Origin of the sequence: Alistipes montrealensis, assembly GCF_018362775.1 — a bacterium.
Classification (GTDB): Bacteria; Bacteroidota; Bacteroidia; order Bacteroidales; family Rikenellaceae; genus Alistipes; species Alistipes montrealensis.
This window is the reverse complement of sequence record NZ_JAGYXY010000002.1, coordinates 473935-490500: the sequence shown is the minus strand read 5'-3', so window position 1 is coordinate 490500 and position 16566 is coordinate 473935. Positions and strand designations below refer to the sequence as shown.

At 59.2% G+C, this 16566-nt stretch carries 15 protein-coding genes; 5 read left to right on the top strand and 10 right to left on the bottom strand.

Annotation, left to right across the window (positions count from 1 at the left end; genetic code table 11):
* Nucleotides 1–8: 8 nt before the first annotated feature.
* Nucleotides 9–1196, bottom strand: coding sequence for a glycine C-acetyltransferase (gene kbl, locus KG007_RS05130; protein WP_213347582.1), 1188 nt, complete (start codon nt 1194–1196; stop codon nt 9–11).
* Nucleotides 1197–1424: 228 nt separating this feature from the next.
* Between kbl and galE the strand changes: the two genes are divergently transcribed.
* The 3 genes from galE (at nt 1425) to pth (ending at nt 3812) form a co-directional block, all read left to right on the top strand.
* Complete coding sequence (gene galE, locus KG007_RS05125; RefSeq protein WP_213347581.1) at nt 1425–2453, top strand: UDP-glucose 4-epimerase GalE; 1029 nt, start codon at nt 1425–1427, stop codon at nt 2451–2453.
* A gap of 207 nt (nt 2454–2660) precedes the next feature.
* Nucleotides 2661–3233 carry a 50S ribosomal protein L25/general stress protein Ctc gene (locus KG007_RS05120; protein ID WP_195459146.1) on the top strand — a complete coding sequence of 191 codons (573 nt, stop codon included), beginning with the start codon at nt 2661–2663 and terminating at the stop codon, nt 3231–3233.
* A gap of 15 nt (nt 3234–3248) precedes the next feature.
* On the top strand, nt 3249–3812 hold the full coding sequence (gene pth / locus KG007_RS05115; RefSeq protein WP_195459149.1) for an aminoacyl-tRNA hydrolase: 564 nt from the start codon (nt 3249–3251) through the stop codon (nt 3810–3812).
* Between the two features lie 94 nt (nt 3813–3906).
* Here the strand turns inward: pth and KG007_RS05110 are convergent, their stop codons facing one another.
* Genes KG007_RS05110 through rsmH form a run of 9 tightly spaced genes read right to left on the bottom strand, consistent with a single transcriptional unit; the run spans nt 3907 to nt 14581 of the window.
* Entirely contained in the window at nt 3907–4302 is a 396-nt protein-coding gene (locus tag KG007_RS05110) for an RNA-binding S4 domain-containing protein (protein WP_213347580.1), read from the bottom strand.
* A gap of 1 nt (nt 4303) precedes the next feature.
* Nucleotides 4304–5425 carry a TlpA disulfide reductase family protein gene (locus tag KG007_RS05105; protein WP_195459154.1) on the bottom strand — a complete coding sequence of 374 codons (1122 nt, stop codon included), beginning with the start codon at nt 5423–5425 and terminating at the stop codon, nt 4304–4306.
* A 10-nt stretch (nt 5426–5435) separates the two neighbouring features.
* Nucleotides 5436–6812, bottom strand: coding sequence for an FtsW/RodA/SpoVE family cell cycle protein (locus tag KG007_RS05100; RefSeq protein ID WP_213347579.1), 1377 nt, complete (start codon nt 6810–6812; stop codon nt 5436–5438).
* A gap of 3 nt (nt 6813–6815) precedes the next feature.
* Nucleotides 6816–8165: a UDP-N-acetylmuramoyl-L-alanine--D-glutamate ligase gene (gene murD / locus KG007_RS05095; RefSeq protein WP_213347578.1), complete on the bottom strand. Its 1350-nt coding sequence runs from the start codon at nt 8163–8165 to the stop codon at nt 6816–6818.
* 1 nt (nt 8166) lies between these two features.
* Nucleotides 8167–9411, bottom strand: a complete 1245-nt coding sequence (gene mraY / locus KG007_RS05090; protein WP_195459162.1) for a phospho-N-acetylmuramoyl-pentapeptide-transferase — start codon at nt 9409–9411, stop codon at nt 8167–8169.
* A 20-nt stretch (nt 9412–9431) separates the two neighbouring features.
* A complete protein-coding gene (locus KG007_RS05085; RefSeq protein WP_213347577.1) occupies nt 9432–10889 on the bottom strand; it encodes a UDP-N-acetylmuramoyl-L-alanyl-D-glutamate--2,6-diaminopimelate ligase in 1458 nt (485 codons plus the stop codon).
* 1 nt (nt 10890) lies between these two features.
* The gene (locus KG007_RS05080; RefSeq protein ID WP_213347576.1) at nt 10891–13152 is read right to left on the bottom strand and encodes a penicillin-binding protein; all 2262 of its coding nucleotides are present in this window, start codon (nt 13150–13152) and stop codon (nt 10891–10893) included.
* A gap of 6 nt (nt 13153–13158) precedes the next feature.
* The gene (locus tag KG007_RS05075; RefSeq protein ID WP_195459173.1) at nt 13159–13674 is read right to left on the bottom strand and encodes an FtsL-like putative cell division protein; all 516 of its coding nucleotides are present in this window, start codon (nt 13672–13674) and stop codon (nt 13159–13161) included.
* 4 nt (nt 13675–13678) lie between these two features.
* Nucleotides 13679–14581 (bottom strand): 16S rRNA (cytosine(1402)-N(4))-methyltransferase RsmH, encoded by a 903-nt coding sequence (rsmH, locus tag KG007_RS05070; protein WP_195459176.1) that lies wholly within the window; start codon nt 14579–14581, stop codon nt 13679–13681.
* A 93-nt stretch (nt 14582–14674) separates the two neighbouring features.
* Between rsmH and KG007_RS05065 the strand changes: the two genes are divergently transcribed.
* The gene (locus KG007_RS05065; protein ID WP_213347575.1) at nt 14675–15508 is read left to right on the top strand and encodes an acyltransferase; all 834 of its coding nucleotides are present in this window, start codon (nt 14675–14677) and stop codon (nt 15506–15508) included.
* Nucleotides 15509–15529: 21 nt separating this feature from the next.
* A complete protein-coding gene (locus tag KG007_RS05060) occupies nt 15530–16537 on the top strand; it encodes a GNAT family N-acetyltransferase (protein WP_195459181.1) in 1008 nt (335 codons plus the stop codon).
* Nucleotides 16538–16566: the final 29 nt, after the last annotated feature.

The window sequence follows — 16566 nt, the reverse complement described above, 5'->3', positions numbered from 1 at the left end:
CGGTAAATTTATTTGATTACGTTCAATTCTTTGCCGACCTTCGTGAAGGCGGCGATGCAGCGGTCGAGGTGTTCGGTCGTGTGGCCCGCCGATACCTGCACGCGGATGCGCGCCTGGCCCTTCGGAACCACCGGGTAGTAGAAACCCGTGACGAAAACGCCTTCGTCCTGCAACTTCGCGGCAAACTCCTGCGACAACTTGGCGTCGTAGAGCATCACGGCGCAGATGGCCGACTGCGTAGGTTTGATGTCGAAGCCCGCAGCCATCATCCCGGCCCGGAAATGCTCGACGTTGGCCACGAGGCGGTCATGGATTTCGTTGCTCTCGGCGAGCATCTTGAAGGTCTCGATCCCGGCGCCCACCACGGCAGGGGGCAGCGAGTTGGAGAAGAGGTAGGGACGCGAACGCTGGCGCAGCATGTCGATTATCTCCTTGCGGCCCGTGGTGAATCCGCCCACAGCACCGCCGAAGGCCTTGCCGAGCGTACCCGTGAGGATGTCCACCTGCCCGCGCAGGTCGTACAGTTCGGTGATGCCGCGGCCAGTCTTGCCCAGCACGCCTGCCGAGTGGCACTCGTCGACCATCACCAGCGCGTCGTACTTCGCGGCCAAAGCGCAGATTTTGTCGAGCGGCGCAGCGTTGCCGTCCATCGAGAAGACGCCGTCGGTGACGACGATGCGGAAACGCTGGGCCTGGGCCTTCTTCAGGCACTCCTCCAGTTCGCCCATGTCGGCATTGGCGTAACGATAACGCACGGCCTTGCACAGGCGCACGCCGTCGATGATCGAAGCATGGTTGAGCGAATCGGAAATAATGGCGTCCTCCTCCGAGAAGAGAGGTTCGAACATACCGCCGTTGGCGTCGAAGCAGGCGGCGTAAAGGATCGTATCTTCCGTGCCGAAATAGTCGGCGATAACCTTTTCCAGCTCTTTGTGGATATCTTGGCAGCCGCAGATGAAGCGCACCGACGACATGCCGTAACCCCGGTTGTCCATGGCGCGTTTGGCAGCCTCGATCAGCCGCGGATTGTCCGAGAGACCGAGATAATTGTTGGCACAGAAATTAAGCACCTTCCGACCTGCAACCTCGATCTCGGCCCGCTGGGGCGAAGCGATGATCCTTTCCCGTTTGTAAAGCCCTGCGGCCTCGATTTCGGCGAGTTCATGCTGCAGGTACTCTTTGATTTTCCCGTACATATCCGTTAATTTTTTGATGAAATTCCGATTGCAAAGTGTCGATTTGTTACAAATGTACGATAATTTTTTGAAAACCGATACGTTCCGAATGCTTTTTTCACGATACGGGTTACAATTTGTTATCAGCGCCGGGCTTCAATATCCCGGAGTCGTTTTTTCAACGGCATTTTCTTTGCCGCCGTATAAAAAAATAATATCTTTGTTGCTCAAATAACAATCAGCTTCCTTATGAAAAAATCGTGTGTATTGGTCAGCGGCGGAGCCGGCTACATCGGCTCGCATACCTCCGTGGAACTCATCAACGCGGGTTACGACGTAGTGATCGTCGATAACCTTTCGAACAGCGACCTCAACGCCGTCGAAGGCGTGCGCAAGATCACGGGCGTCGACATACCCTTCGTCGAGGTGGACTGCTGCGACCGCGCGGCTTTCCGCAAGGTCTTCGAACAATACGAGTTCGACTCGGTGATCCACTTCGCGGCATCGAAAGCCGTGGGCGAATCGGTCCAGAAGCCGCTCGAATACTACGGCAATAACCTCACCTCGTTCATGAACGTCATCGGCCTGATGCGTGAATTCGGCCGCCGGAACATCGTTTTCTCATCGTCGTGCACCGTGTACGGCGAACCCGAGAAGCAGCCCGTAACCGAGCAGACGCCCCGCAAGCCGGCGACCTCGCCCTACGGCAACACCAAGCAGATGTGCGAAGACATCCTGCGCGATTCGCTCACCGCCTATCCCGGCATGAAGGGCATCGCGCTGCGTTATTTCAACCCCATCGGCGCACATCCTTCGGCCCTGATCGGCGAACTGCCGCGCGGCGTGCCGCAGAACCTCGTGCCTTTCATCACGCAGACCGCCGCCGGACTGCGCGAGTGCCTTTCGGTCTTCGGCGACGACTATCCGACGCCCGACGGATCGTGCATCCGCGATTACATCGACGTTGTGGACCTCGCGAAAGCCCACGTAGCCGCGATCGGCCGCATGATCGAAGACAAGAACAAACAGCCTTACGAGATTTTCAACGTCGGCACGGGCCGCGGGGTCTCGGTACTGGAGCTGGTGCACAAATTCGAGGAGGTCAACGGCGTGAAGCTCTGCTACAAGATCGCTCCGCGCCGCGCGGGCGACATCATCGCCATCTGGGCCGATCCGGCCCTGGCCAACAACGAACTGGGCTGGAAAGCCGAGCGTTCGCTCGACGAAACGCTCCGCGCCGCCTGGGCCTGGGAGAAACACATCCGCGGAATCGAATAACCGGACGCAAAAGATCTTTTTCAAGGGGCGGAGCAGCAACTCCTCCCCTTGTTTTTACCGGCAGACAGTGATTTTTCGGGCGCTAATTTTTCATTTTTAATTATTTACACTAACTTTGCGCTCCCAAAGCAGGCGGAAATGGGATGCGGTCCGCAGAGGCCGCATTGAGAACCGCCGAAGGTAACACATTAAAAAACAAAACAAATTATGAAAACTATTTCGGTAAAGGCTGTAAAGCGCGCCGATTTCGGCAAGAAAGCAGCCAAAGCGGTACGCCGCGAAGGCATGGTCCCCTGCGTACTGTGCGGCAATGGTGAGACGGAAAGCTTTTCGGTCGATCCCCGCGAGATCAAACCCCTGATCTACACCCCGAACTCCTACATCGTAGAATTCGACCTCGAAGGCAAAAAAGAGAAGGCTGTGCTGCGCGAGGCTCAGTTCCACCCCATCCGCGAGGAGATTCTCCACCTGGATTTCTACCGTATCGCCGACGGCAAACCCGTTTCGATCGCCATCCCGGTACGCCTGACCGGCAACGCCGAGGGTGTGAAAGTCGGCGGTAAGCTGGCCCTGTCGGCCCGCAAGCTGGTCGTCAGCGCACTGGTCGAGAACCTGCCCGACGAAATCGTCGTAGACGTTACGGAGCTGGGTGTAGGCAAGACCATCTTCGTCGGCGACCTCGATATCGAGAACCTGAAGTTCGTTACCCCTGCTACGACCGCTGTCTGCGCCGTTCGCGTAACCCGTGCGTCGCGCGGTGCTGCCGAGGCTGCGAAATAAGCCGGCCGAAGGAGTATGAAATACCTCATTGTTGGGCTCGGGAATATCGGCGCCGAGTACGCCGGAACCCGTCACAACATCGGTTTCAACGTGTTGGACGCCCTTGCAGAGGCGTCCAACGCTGTTTTTACCACCCAACGTTACGGCGATGTGGCCGAAGCGAAGTACAAGGGGCGGACACTGGTGTTGCTGAAACCCTCGACCTACATGAATCTCTCGGGCAAGGCCGTCCGTTACTGGATGGACACCGAAAAGATTCCGCAGGAGAACCTGCTCGTCATCTCGGACGACATCGCGCTGCCGTTCGGCACGCTGCGCCTGCGCCCGAAGGGGAGCGCCGGAGGCCACAACGGCCTAAAGAATATCTCCGAACTGCTCGGCACGGAGGAGTACGCCCGGATGCGTTTCGGCGTAGGCGGCGACTTTCCGAAGGGACACCAGGTAGACTACGTGCTCGGGGAGTGGACCGACGAGGAACAGAAGGCCATGCCCGACCGACTGAAGGTCTTTGTCGACGCCGTCCGGTCGTTCGCGACCGTCGGAACAGCCATGACGATGAACTTTTTCAACAAGAAGTAACTCAAAAAACAGGTATCCGACAGGGCCGCGACCATTCCCGAACGGGAAGAGCGGCTCGCATCAAACAGGAAAAAGCGGCCGAAAGCCGCTTTTTTCATTCATCTTCGTCGTAGTAAACCTCGTCCATCAGTCCGTCCAGTTCCCGCCGCTCCTTTTTGGTCGGGCGGCCCGTACCGCGGTCGCGAACGACGAAGATCGTCTCGCGCGGGACGTTGAGTTTGTCCAACTCCTCCTGCGGGGTGATGTTGAGGCAGTACAACGGGACGTTTTTCGCCGGCTGGCGGCTCGACACCAGATCGAGGACTTTATAAGAATAGGTCACCTGCAACTTACGCACGGCAATCACGTCGCCGGTCTTCACCTCGCGCGAAGGCTTGGCATAAACCCCGTTGACCGTCACCTTATTATTGCGCACGGCATCGGCGGCATCGCTGCGGGTCTTGAAAATACGCACCGCCCAAAGATATTTGTCCAATCGAATATCTTCCATATTACTTTATGTTTTCCGCTATTTTCTCCAGCAGGCTTCCCTTGCCGTAACCGACCCATATATCCTGCACCCGGCCGTCGGGAGCGATCAATACGAAGTGCGGGATTCCCTTCACCCGATAACTGGCCCCGAGACCGATATTACCCTCAAGAAGCTGGTTCCACTGGTTTCCTGTCAACTGCCTCCCGGCGACGAACTCCTTCCACTCCCGTTCCGGGTCCTGGCTGATGCTCACGACTTCGACCCGATCTTTGTAGCGTTCGCCGATCTCCTTCAATTCGGGAATCGCCTGCACACACGGACCGCAGCCCGCACTCCAGAAATCGAGCAGGAGGTATTTCCCGGCAAATTCCGACAGGCGATGCCGATTTCCATCCACATCATACAGGTCGCCGTCCACCATCTCATCGCCAATGCCGATCGCCGGAGGCGGATTGAGACAGGCATCAATCAGTTGCCCTTTCTGGGACTGTCGTTGCTCTGCGGACATCCGATCGTAAAGCGCAAGCATCTCCGCCTTGCAGCCCGTCCCGATTCCATACTGCAAAGATCCGGCATATTCGACCAGTTTATTTATCCAGACCGTCGTTACGGGGGCCGTCTGCATGTAACAGACGGTCTTAGCCGTGATCCGACTCAACAACCCCTTATACAAGGAATCCTTCCGATTTGAAAAAGGCTCTTCGGGCGCATCGGCCATCAACAGCATCATTTCACGCATCTCCGGAACGACCCGGACAAGATAAGCGTTCTCCTCCTGCTGTTCCGGTATTTCCGACGAAACATCCCAAAGTCCGATCATCTTATCCCGCCCCTTAACATTCACACGCTTGCCGGGAGCCACCCAGACTTCGAACAGCCAGTTCGGATAACCTTCACCCTCGGCGTAGAGCAACACCCGTTTCGGAAAAGCCACCGTATCCCGGAAGGAAAATTTCCCATCGACGAGTGTATCCACGGCTATCTCCTGCAATATCCTCCCCCGCATTTCATACAGAAAGACCACCGCGCTGTCAGGCACATTCTCTATCTTCCCGGCGATCAAAAATTCGCCGGCGGGAACAGCGGGAGCGCAGGCCGTTACGGCCACCGCAGCAAAGAGCAGATACAGCAAACGTTTCATCGGGATTCAACTATTTTTCGTACAACGTTTCATTTTTCGGCCGGTCGTGCGACTGTTCGTCGTTCTGGCGGCTGACGCTCAAAATCATCCCGAAGGCGATCATCGTGAAGAGCATCGACGAGCCGCCGCGCGAGATCAGCGGCAGAGTCTGGCCCGTTTCGGGGATCAGATTGACCGTCACCATGATGTGCAGCAGCGCCTGGCACGTGATCAGCAGCGCAAGCCCCAGCACGAGCAATCCCGGAAAAGCGGTTCCGCACCGCCGGAATATCTCGATTCCCCGGAAGAAGACCCACAGATAGAGCATCAGCAGCAACACGGCCAGGATAAAGCCGTACTCCTCGACGAAAAAGGCGTAGGCGTAGTCACTCTCGGGGTGGATCATCTCCACGCGCATCGCACTCTGTCCGGCGCCTTCGCCCAGAATACCGCCGTTGTAAATGGCGATCATCGAACGTTCTGTGTCGGAAAGGTGTTCGATGGGTTTCGCGGTCTGCGACTTGGTCCAGAGGTGAATCCACGTCGAAACACGCCCTTCGGCTGTTTCGCTGCGCCCGAGGTTCAGCGACATGATGACGACGATGGCCGCAATGCCCCATCCCACCAGTTTCATCAGTTCCCCGAACCGGACACGGCCGATCAGCATCATCACCCACGAAGCCAGGCACACCAGCACGGCCGACGAGGTATGCGCCGGAAAGATCACCATTGCCGAAACAGCGACCGGCAACAGAATCGGCCGCGTCCCTTCGCGCCAGATTTTCCGCTGCTCGGGCGACGAACGCCACGTCCAGAACTTCCACGACGGCACGATCCGGATTTTGTCGATCTTCGACTGCCGCCCGGCGAGTTGCTGGGCCAGGAACAGCACCGTGGCGACCTTCAGCGCCTCGGAAGGCTGGAACTGGAAGGGGCCGAGCGGAATCCAGCGCGCCGCGCCGTTGGTCGTTGCACCGATGAAGTAGACGGCGACGGTGAGCGCCACCGAAAGGAAATAAGCCGGCCGGGCGAAAAGGTTGTAAATGCGGCAGTTGATTTTCTGCACGGCGACCATGATAAGGAGGCTGACGACCAGGAGCATCAGTTGCTGACGCAGGAAATGTGCCGTCGTACGGGCCGTATGGGCGTCGTAAGCCATCTTGGCCGTCGATGAGTAGACCACCAGCACCGAGATCACTGCCAGCGCGGCAACGATGATCCACAGCACGCGGTCACCGTTGAAGATCCGGAATTTGGGTTTTTCGGCGGCCGTCTCCGCTCCGCAGACAGCATCGTCCGCGGAGGCCGCTTTACCGCCCCCCGAAGTTCGTCTGCCACCGCGCGGCGCGGCGTCGCGCGCCAGTTCGGCCGTCGCCTGCTCATCGGCTCTGCTCTCGTCCCGTAGCATCGGTTATGCTTTTTCTTTGACCCAGTTTTTAAACAGTTCCCCGCGGTTCTCGTAGTTCCTGAAGAGGTCGAAGCTCGCGCAGGCCGGCGACAGCAGTACCACGTCGCCCGGACGTGCAGCCGCCTTCGAGGCCGCCATGGCCGCTTCGAGCGAGTCGGTCGAAACCACCTCGGGAACCACGCCCGTAAATTCCCGGATCAGTTTGGCGTTGTCGAGTCCCATGCAGACCAGTGTGTGCACCTTCGCACCCGCGAACGCCTTGAGGGGTTCGTAATCGTTGCCTTTGTCCGTGCCTCCGGCGATCCACACCACGGGACGCGTCATGCTCTCCAGCGCGTAGTAAACCGAATCGACGTTCGTGGCCTTCGAATCGTTGATCCACAGCACGCCCTCCTTCTCCGCCACGGGTTCGAGGCGGTGTTCGACGGGTGCAAAGTCGTAGAGCGATTTGCGGATTTTCGCCGGGGCAACGCCCGCCGCAAGGGTCGCAAGGGCCGCCGCCATGGCATTGTAAGCGTTATGGAGGCCCTTGATCTGCATTTTCGCCGTGTCGATCTCGACCGATACCTTTCCGGCCGTCGCAGTGAATTTCCCGTCGCAGAGGAACGCATCGCCCGCGCCGCTCGCCACGGCGTTTTTAGCCGCAAAGGGCAGTTGGCGCATCCTCAAATCGTATTTCGGAAGCTCGTTCCAGATCACCTCGTCGTCGCCCGAATAGACGAACCAGTCGCGCGAGGTCATGTTCTGCGTGATGCGCATCTTCGCATCGGCATAATTCTGAAAACAGTGGTCATAGCGGTCGAGGTGATCGGGCGTAATGTTCATCAACACGCCCACGTGTGCCCGGAACTTATACATGCCGTCGAGCTGGAACGAGCTCAGTTCCAGCACATACCAGTCATATTCGCCCGTCGCGACCGAATAGGCGAAACTCTCGCCGATGTTGCCTCCCAGCGCAACGTTCTCGCCTGCGTCGCGCATGATCTTGTAGATGAGCGACGTAGTGGTAGTCTTGCCGTTCGAACCGGTGATACAGATACATTTGGCCTTGCCCAGATAGCGGCCCGCAAACTCCATTTCGGAAATCACCGGGATTCCCGCTTCGCGGATTTTGCACACCATCGGCGCCGTGTCGGGAATGCCGGGGGACTTGACAACCTCCGTAGCCGCGAGAATACGCTCCTCGCTGTGGCCGCCCTCCTCGTAGGGAACCTCCCACTCGTCCAACTTGGCCTTGTAGCGGTCGGCAATACGCCCCGCATCGGAGAGGAAGACCCCAAACCCCTTCTTTTTGGCAAGGATCGCGGAACCGTAGCCGCTGATTCCCCCGCCCAGTACGACGATGTTTTTCATATTATCTTATCTTCAGCGTTACCAGTGTAATTGCCGCCAGCAGCAGCGAGATGATCCAGAAGCGAAGGACGATCTTGGTCTCGAAAATACCCTTTTTCTGGTAATGGTGATGGACCGGAGACATCAGCAGGATTCGCCGCCCCTCGCCGTACCGGCGTTTGGTGTATTTGAAGTAGCTGACCTGCATCATCACCGAGAAACTCTCGACCAGGAAGACGCCGCACAGCAGCGGCAGCAGCAGTTCCTTGCGGATGCAGAGCGCGAAGACCGCGATCACGCCGCCGATGGCCAGCGACCCCGTGTCGCCCATGAAAATCTGCGCCGGGAAGGAGTTATACCACAAAAAGCCCACCAGCGCACCCACCAGCGCCGCGGCGAAGACCACCATTTCGCCGCTGTCGGGGATATACATGATATTGAGGTAGTCGGCATAGACGATGTGACCCGAAAGATAGGCCAGCACGCCCAGCACGGCGACGATCGGGACCGAAACGCCCGTAGCCAGTCCGTCGAGTCCGTCGGTGAGGTTGGCGCCGTTCGATACGGCCGTCACCACGAAAATCGCCACCAGCACATAGAGAATCCACGTGGCGGTACTGTTTCCGCCTGTCAGCCAGCCGTAGTCGAACTCGTTGTTTTTGACGAAAGGAATGGTCGTCTGCGTGGTCTTGAGGCTCTCAGAACTGATAACAACGTGGCGCTGAACAGTTTCGAGCACCGTGCCGTCCTCGTTCAGGTAGACCGTCTGCACGGGCTGCGTAACCTTGTCGCGGACGACGATATCGGGCGAAAGCCACATCGTCGTTCCGACGATGATACCGAGGCCCACCTGTCCCACAATCTTGAAACGGCCGTTCAGGCCCTCCTTCTTGTGGCGGAAAACCTTGATGTAGTCGTCCAGGCCGCCGATCAGTCCGAGCCACACGGTCGACACGAGCAGCAGTTGGATGTAGACGTTGTCGAGTTTTCCGACGAGCAGCATCGGGACCAGGATGGCGATGAGGATGATGACGCCGCCCATCGTAGGGGTTCCCTTTTTTTGCAGTTGGCCCTGAAGTCCGAGGTCGCGGATATCTTCGCCGATCTGCTTGCGGCGCAGAAAGTCGATGATCGAACGTCCGAAGATAATGACGATCAGCAGCGACAGGATAATGGCTGCCGCGGCACGAAAGGAGATGTACTGGAACATTCCCGAGCCGGGAAGGTTATAAACCTCGTCCAGATACCTGAAAAGATGGTAGAACATGTCTTCTGTTTACTTGTTTTTTATTTGATCAATGTGTCGAAAGCCTTGCGGACCTCCTCCCGGTCGTCGAAATGGTGCTTCACATCGCCGACGACCTGATAGGTTTCGTGTCCTTTGCCCGCAACGAGGATGATGTCGCCCGGACGCGAGAGCATCACGGCCGTACGGATCGCCTCGGCCCGGTCGGCGATGCGCAGGTAGCGCGCCCCGGGTTCGATCCCCGCGGCCATGTCGTCGAGAATCGCCTCGGGTGACTCGTGGCGCGGATTGTCGGAGGTAAAAACCGCTGTCGTAGCGTATTTCACGGCGATGGCAGCCATCTCGGGACGTTTGGTTTTGTCGCGGTCGCCGCCGCAGCCGCACACCACGATCAACTGCTGTTCGGGCGTGCGAATCTCCTCGATGGTCTGGATCACGTTCTCCAGGGCATCGGGCGTATGGGCATAGTCGACGATGGCCGTCGTGCCGTTCGCCGCCCGAACCTTCTCGAAACGGCCGCTCACGGCGTGCAGCATGCTCAACACGCGCAACACCTCGCCCCGGTCGAGGCCCAGCAACACGGCGGCGCCGTAGACTGCCAACAGGTTGTAGGCGTTGAACCGCCCCAGCAGGCCCACCCACAACTCCTGGCCGTCGAGGCGCAGCAACATGCCGTCGAGATGCATCTCGACGATTTTGCAGCGGAAATCGGCCATCGAACGCAGCGAGTAGGTGCTCACCACAGCCGCAGTATTCTGCACCATCACGCGGCCGTTCCGGTCGTCGGCGTTCGTCAGCGCGAAAGCCCCTTTGGGAAGTCCGTCGAAAAAGAGTTTCTTGGCCCGGATGTATTCGGCGAAGGTCTTGTGGTAGTCGAGGTGGTCGTGCGTGATGTTCGAGAAGATACCGCCTGCGAAGTCGAGGCCCCGCGTACGCTCCTGCACGATGGCGTGCGACGAGCACTCCATGAAGCAGTATTCGCAACCCATGTCGGCCATTTCGCGCATCATGGCGTTCAGCCGGACCGGGTCGGGCGTCGTGTGGGTCGATTCGATTTCACGTCCGTCGATCTTGTAGACTACCGTCGAGATCAGCCCGGCCTTGTAACCCATTGCCCGCACGAGATCGTAGAGCAGCGTCACGGTCGTGGTCTTGCCGTTGGTCCCGGTGATGCCCACGAGTTTCAACCCGCGGCTCGGATAGTCGTAGAACGCCGCGGCCATATCGGCCATGGCTCCCGCCGAGTCTTCGACGAGAACATACGCCACGCCCTCCGCCGGAGTCTCGGGCATCCGCTCGCAGACCACCGCCGCCGCGCCCTTCCCGAGGGCCGCGGGAATGAAGTCGTGGCCGTCGCTCTGCGTACCCGGCACGGCAAAAAAACAATCGCCCGGCTTCACGGCGCGCGAATCGTAGACCAATCCGCCGACGGCGGCGTTCGCATCGCCGCGCACCTCCCTGACGGGGGTATTTTGCAGGATATCGGTTAATTTTTTCATTTTATTTCAAGGTTATAACGACCGCCGTACCCGGCGTAATGCGGGTTCCGGCGGTGATGCTTTGCTGTGTTACGGCTCCCTGCCCCGAAAAGCGGACCTTCAGGCCGCGGCTTTCGAGCACGAAAAGGGCATCTTTGAGTCCCATGCCGCGCACATCGGGCATCACGCCCCGGTCTTCGGGCAGGGACGAGATAACCACATTGGCGAGGCTGTCCACCGCGGCGCGTCCCCAGCCCGTACGGCTGTCGAACGAGGCGCGGGGTGAGAGTTTATCAGCCACACGGCGGATCTGGGCGATATCGCCGCCCTTCATCCGGTCGGGATAACGGCGCGGACCGCCGTCGTCGATACGCGCATACCAATCGTGGCCGCGGTTAAAGATGTAGTCGACCATGCGTTTCACCACGGGGCCCGCCAGCGGACCGCCGTAATAGGCCTTTCCGGCCTGGGCCCGCGTCTCGATGGTCGTGAGCACCGTATACCGGGGGGCATCGGCCGGGAAGTAGGCCACCATCGAACCCAGGTAGTAGCGGCCCTCGCGGCTGCGGGCATCGGTGATCTGTGCCGTACCGGTCTTCGCCGCCACCCGCAGGCGCGTCGTGTCGCGGAAGAAAGCGCTGGCCGTACCCTCCGTACAGACTGCCTGGAGGCTTTGCTGGACCTCGCGCAGTGCAGCCCGCGAGGCGATCGACGAAGCGATGGTCCGGCTTTCGAAGCGCTCCTCGACCCGGTCGCCATGACGCAGTTCACGCACCAGCACGGGCGAGATCATCTTGCCGCCGTTGGCAATGGCGTTGTAGAAGGTGATCATCTGAATCGGAGCCAGCCGCACGCGATAGCCGTAAGACATTTTCACGAGCATGACGCCCGGATCGGGAACCTTCCAGTCTGTCGTGATCGAAGGAGCCCGTTCACCGAGGCGTTCCAGCCCCACCGTCTCGCCCAGGTGCAGCTCTTTATGGAGGAAATCGCTGTACTCCTGTTTCTTGCCTGTGATCCCGTAGCGGTCCCAGATCGCCTTGGCGAAATAGACGTTCGACGACGAAGCCACAGCGCGCCGGAAATCGATTTCATGGTCGCCGCGGTGCGAGTCGCGGATGTTCTTGGCCGGGCCGACCGTCACCGGATCGCCGTTGTGCGTGTCGTAAACCGTCGATACGGGCATCCGGGCGTCGTCGAGCAGCGTAAGCATCGTCGCCAGCTTGAACGTCGAACCCGGCTCCATACTGCGGCTCAGGGCATAATTTTCCCGCTCGGCGAAACTTCCGTCGGCATTGCGGCCCAGGTTGACCAATGCCAATATCTCCCCCGTGCGGGTTTCCATCACGATGGTCGTGCCCCACAGGGCGTTCTGCGCCTCCAACTGACGCCGCAGGGCCTTGTCGGCTACATCCTGCAGGTCGAGGTCGAGCGTCGTAACGATATCGTAGCCGTCCACCGGGTCCGCATGGTCGCCGCCCGCAACCCGGCCGTAGAAGCCGCGCGCGATGCGTTGCCGCAGGGCCTTGCCGTCACGGCCGGCCAACTCCTCGCGGTAGGCCTCCTCGATGCCGTAGTTACCCTTGTCTCCGGTCAGTCCGATCGTACGGCGCGCCAGTTCGCCCTGCGGATAGATGCGTTCGTCGCGCTCGATGAGCCGGTAAACCATGCCCATGTTCCAGTTCAGCAGCGGATAGCGCCTGAGCGTCTCCCATTCGGCGAAGTCCACTTCGCGGGGAAAGATGTTCACGGGCGTATGGTCGCGAATCGTATCGTAGATGCGGCGTTTGACCCACTCTTCACCCCGCATGCGGTCCATCATGCGCGAGAACCACCCGTCGGAACGCAGGTAGGAGGTGTCGCGCGGATTGACCAGCCGGTAACGGCGGGCATGTTCCTCGCGGAAACGTTTGGAGTAGGCCGAAGCGGGTTTGTCCTTGAAGAAGACAGCCAGCAGTTTTGCCAGCGAGTCGGCCTGTTCCCGGAACGTCTTGAGCGAATCGAGTCCCGGCGATGCGAAATCGAAAGCGGCCTGGTAGCGGAAAATCGAGGTCGCTAAGGGTTCGCCGTCACGCGAAAGGATGCTGCCCCGCTGCGCCGGAATCACCTCCTGGGTAAAAATACGGCTGGCGAGGCGGTCGGCGTTGTAGGCGACCTCCGAACTGAAAAGCTGCACCCAGATAAGCCGCGCGAGCACGATGGCCCCGGCGAGGATGAAAAGCACGTAAAGGAGCCTCACCCGCAGCAGAATGTCGCTTTTGACCTTCGAACGTTCCTGTTTCATCGCCGCCTAATTTTCAATAATTTCGCCCGGCGCCTGCGGATCGTAAAGTTCGATGCCCCGCGCCCGGAGCTGTTCGACGACCGCCGAATGGGTCGTACGCTGGTAACGCTGCTCCTGCAGGCGGATCGAACGCTCGCGAAGCTTCTGCACCTCGCCTTCGAGGCGCGTATAACGCATGTCGAGGTGCAACGACCAGAACATCACCATGATACTCAGGAAGAACATACCGGCGATCGTCAGCATGTAAGGGTAATATTTCGAAACGCCTTCGCGTACGAGGATCGTTCCCGAAAAGAGTTGCCAGAAGGTGCTGGCCGAACGGCGGCGTTCCCGGCGTTCGCGTTCCTCGGCTTCGGCGCGCTCCTCGGCCTCCTGCTCCTCGTCGGCGCGAAGGTCCTCTTCGGCTTCACCGCGCTCCATGCGGCGCACCTCGCGGCGCACGCGGCGCGCGAACTCCTCCTCCTGTTCGCGGCGGGCCTGCTCCTCAGGGGTTATCGGGTCGAATTCGTGATCGCGGTACATCCTGTCAGCGTTTTACGGCCGCCCGGAGTTTCGCCGAACGGGAACGGGGATTGCGGTCGAGTTCTTCGGCCGAAGGGGTCACGGCTTTGCGCGTCACCAGGTCGAACGGCGTTTGCGGCCGGCCGAAAAAGTCCTTTTCGACCTCGCCCGAGAAATTGCCGCTGCGCATGAAATTCTTCACCAAACGGTCTTCGAGCGAATGGTAGGAGATGACGACCAGCCGGCCGCCGGGTTTCAGCACCCGCAGACTTTGCTCCAGGGCCATTTTCAGCGCCTCCATCTCGCCGTTGACCTCGATACGCAGAGCCTGGAAAAGTTTGGTCAGGAATTTGGCCTCGTCCTTTTTGGGCGTGCAGGGCTTCACCGCCTCGACCAACTGCGCCGTAGTCGTGACAGGCGTTACGGCGCGGGCCTTCACCAGACAGTTAGCCACCTTCCACGGCGTCTCGACCTCTCCCCAGTCGCCCAATATGCGAGTCAGGTCCTCCGCAGAATAGTTGTTGACCACGTCGGCCGCCGTGAGCCGCCCGCGCTGGTTCATACGCATGTCGAGCGGCGCCTCGCCGCGGAATGAAAAGCCGCGCTCCACGGCGTCGAAATGGTGCGACGACACCCCCAAATCGGCCAGAACGCCATCCACCTCCGTCACGCCGCGCAGCCGGAGCGCTCCGCGCAGGAACCGGAAATTGCTCTCCACGTAGTGAAAACGCGCATCTTCGGGGCGGTTTTCCAGCGTGTCACGATCCTGGTCGAAACCGTACAGACGACCCTCCGGTCCCAGTTCGGCGAGGATGCGGCGCGAATGGCCGCCTCCGCCGAAAGTGAGGTCGGCGTATGTGCCTGCGGACTCGATACCGAGCAGTCCCACAGACTCTTCCAACAGTACGGGAGTATGGTATTGCGACATAATAGTTGTTTGCAAAGGTCTATTTGGGTGTAAAGTTAGGGATTTTTCAAAAAAGAATACCTATATTTGTGGATATAATTTTGTGAACATTCCATGCCTAAAATCGACATCGGCGCCGTACTCAAGCAGAAAGCTCCGCGGCTGGCACGCTGGATACCCCGTCCGGTCGTGAACTGGCTTCGCCGCACGATCCACGAGTCGGAAATCAACTATATCCTCGAACACTACTGGTCGCTGCCTCCGCAGGAGTTCATCCGCGCCTGTTTCCGCGAATGGCAGGTCACCTATTCGGTCGAAGGGCTCGAAAAACTCGACCCCAAGGGACGCTACCTTTTCGCCTCGAACCACCCGTTCGGGGGTATGGACGGCATGATGCTCGCCGACAAACTGATCGACCGTTTCGGCGATGCGCGGGTGGTGGTCAACGACCTGCTGATGCACCTCGAACCGTTGCAGCCGCTGTGGATCCCGGTCAACAAACACGGCGCGCAAAGCGCCTCCTACGCCCGGAAATTCGACGAAGAGTTTTTCGGCGAACTGCCCATCCTGACCTTCCCCGCAGGCCTCTGTTCCCGCTGCATCGGCGGTGAAGTGACCGATCCGGAGTGGAAAATCAGTTTCCTGAAAAAGGCCTACTCTTCGCAGCGGCAGATCGTTCCGGTCTTCGTCGAGGGCCACCTGTCGAAATTCTTCTACCGGGTTTACCGCCTGCGCAAAGCATTGGGGATCAAATTCAACATCGAAATGCTGTGGCTGCCCGACGAAATGTTTTCCCAAAAGGGCAAGCATTTCCGCATCATCGTCGGCGATCCCATCCCCGTAGCCGAGCTCCAGCATTACGGATCACTGCGCGAACAGGCGCTGGAAGTACGCAAAAAGGCGTATTTTTTAGAAAAAAAACTCGCCGACCCGAACCAAACGCGCTAATTTTGGTATTTTTGCCCCGTCATGCAACAAAATAAGATGGAACCCATTATAGAACCGGTCAGCCGGGAACTGCTGCTCGCGGAGTTGACGCCCGCGCGCAAAATACGCAGCACCCACAAGGCCGGCAATGAAATCTACATCTTCTCGGCAGCCGAATGCCCCGCGCTGATGCGCGAAGTGGGACGCCTGCGTGAAGTAGCTTTCCGCGGCGCAGGCGGCGGTACGGGGCAGGAGGTCGACATCGACGAGGAGGACCTCGCAGGCGACGGCTACTACCAACTGATCGTCTGGGACCCCGCAGCGCAGGAGATCGTCGGCGGCTACCGCTTCATCGTCTGCACCACGCCCAACCCCCGCCACCTCTCGACGGAGCACTATTTCCGTTTCAGCGAACGTTTCCGCCAAAAATTCCTGCCCCGGACCATCGAACTGGGCCGTTCGTTCGTGCAGCCCGCCTACCAGGCCCGCGGCAATGCCAAGAGCATCTACGCACTGGACAACCTCTGGGACGGACTCGGCGCACTCATCGTCCTGAACCCCAAGGCCAAATACCTCTTTGGCAAGGTCACGATGTACACGACCTACAAAGCCGTGGCGCGCAATGCGCTCATCTGGTTCCTGCGCCGTTATTTCCCCGACCGCGACCAGTTGGTGGAAGGGATCAATCCCATCCCGCTCGACCTCGACGATCCCTATTACGAGGAGTTGTTCTGCGGCGCGACCTACATGGAGAACTACCGCATCCTGATCCAGCAAATCCGCGAGTTCAACGAGAACATTCCCCCGCTGATCAACGCCTATATGAACCTTTCGCCCACGATGCGGGTCTTCGACACGGTGTCGAACCCCGATTTCGGCGGCGTGGAGGAGACGGGCATCCTGGTGACGATTCGCGACATTTATCCCGAAAAACGCCTCCGCTACACCCGCTGGCTGGGTTGGCGGGCCAACCTGAAACATCGCCGCGAGGAGTTCAGCGAACGCCTGCGCGAACATTTCGAACGTATCAAGAAAAAGCGGAACGCATAACGTGTTCCCGCCTGTATTCACGTCCGGAC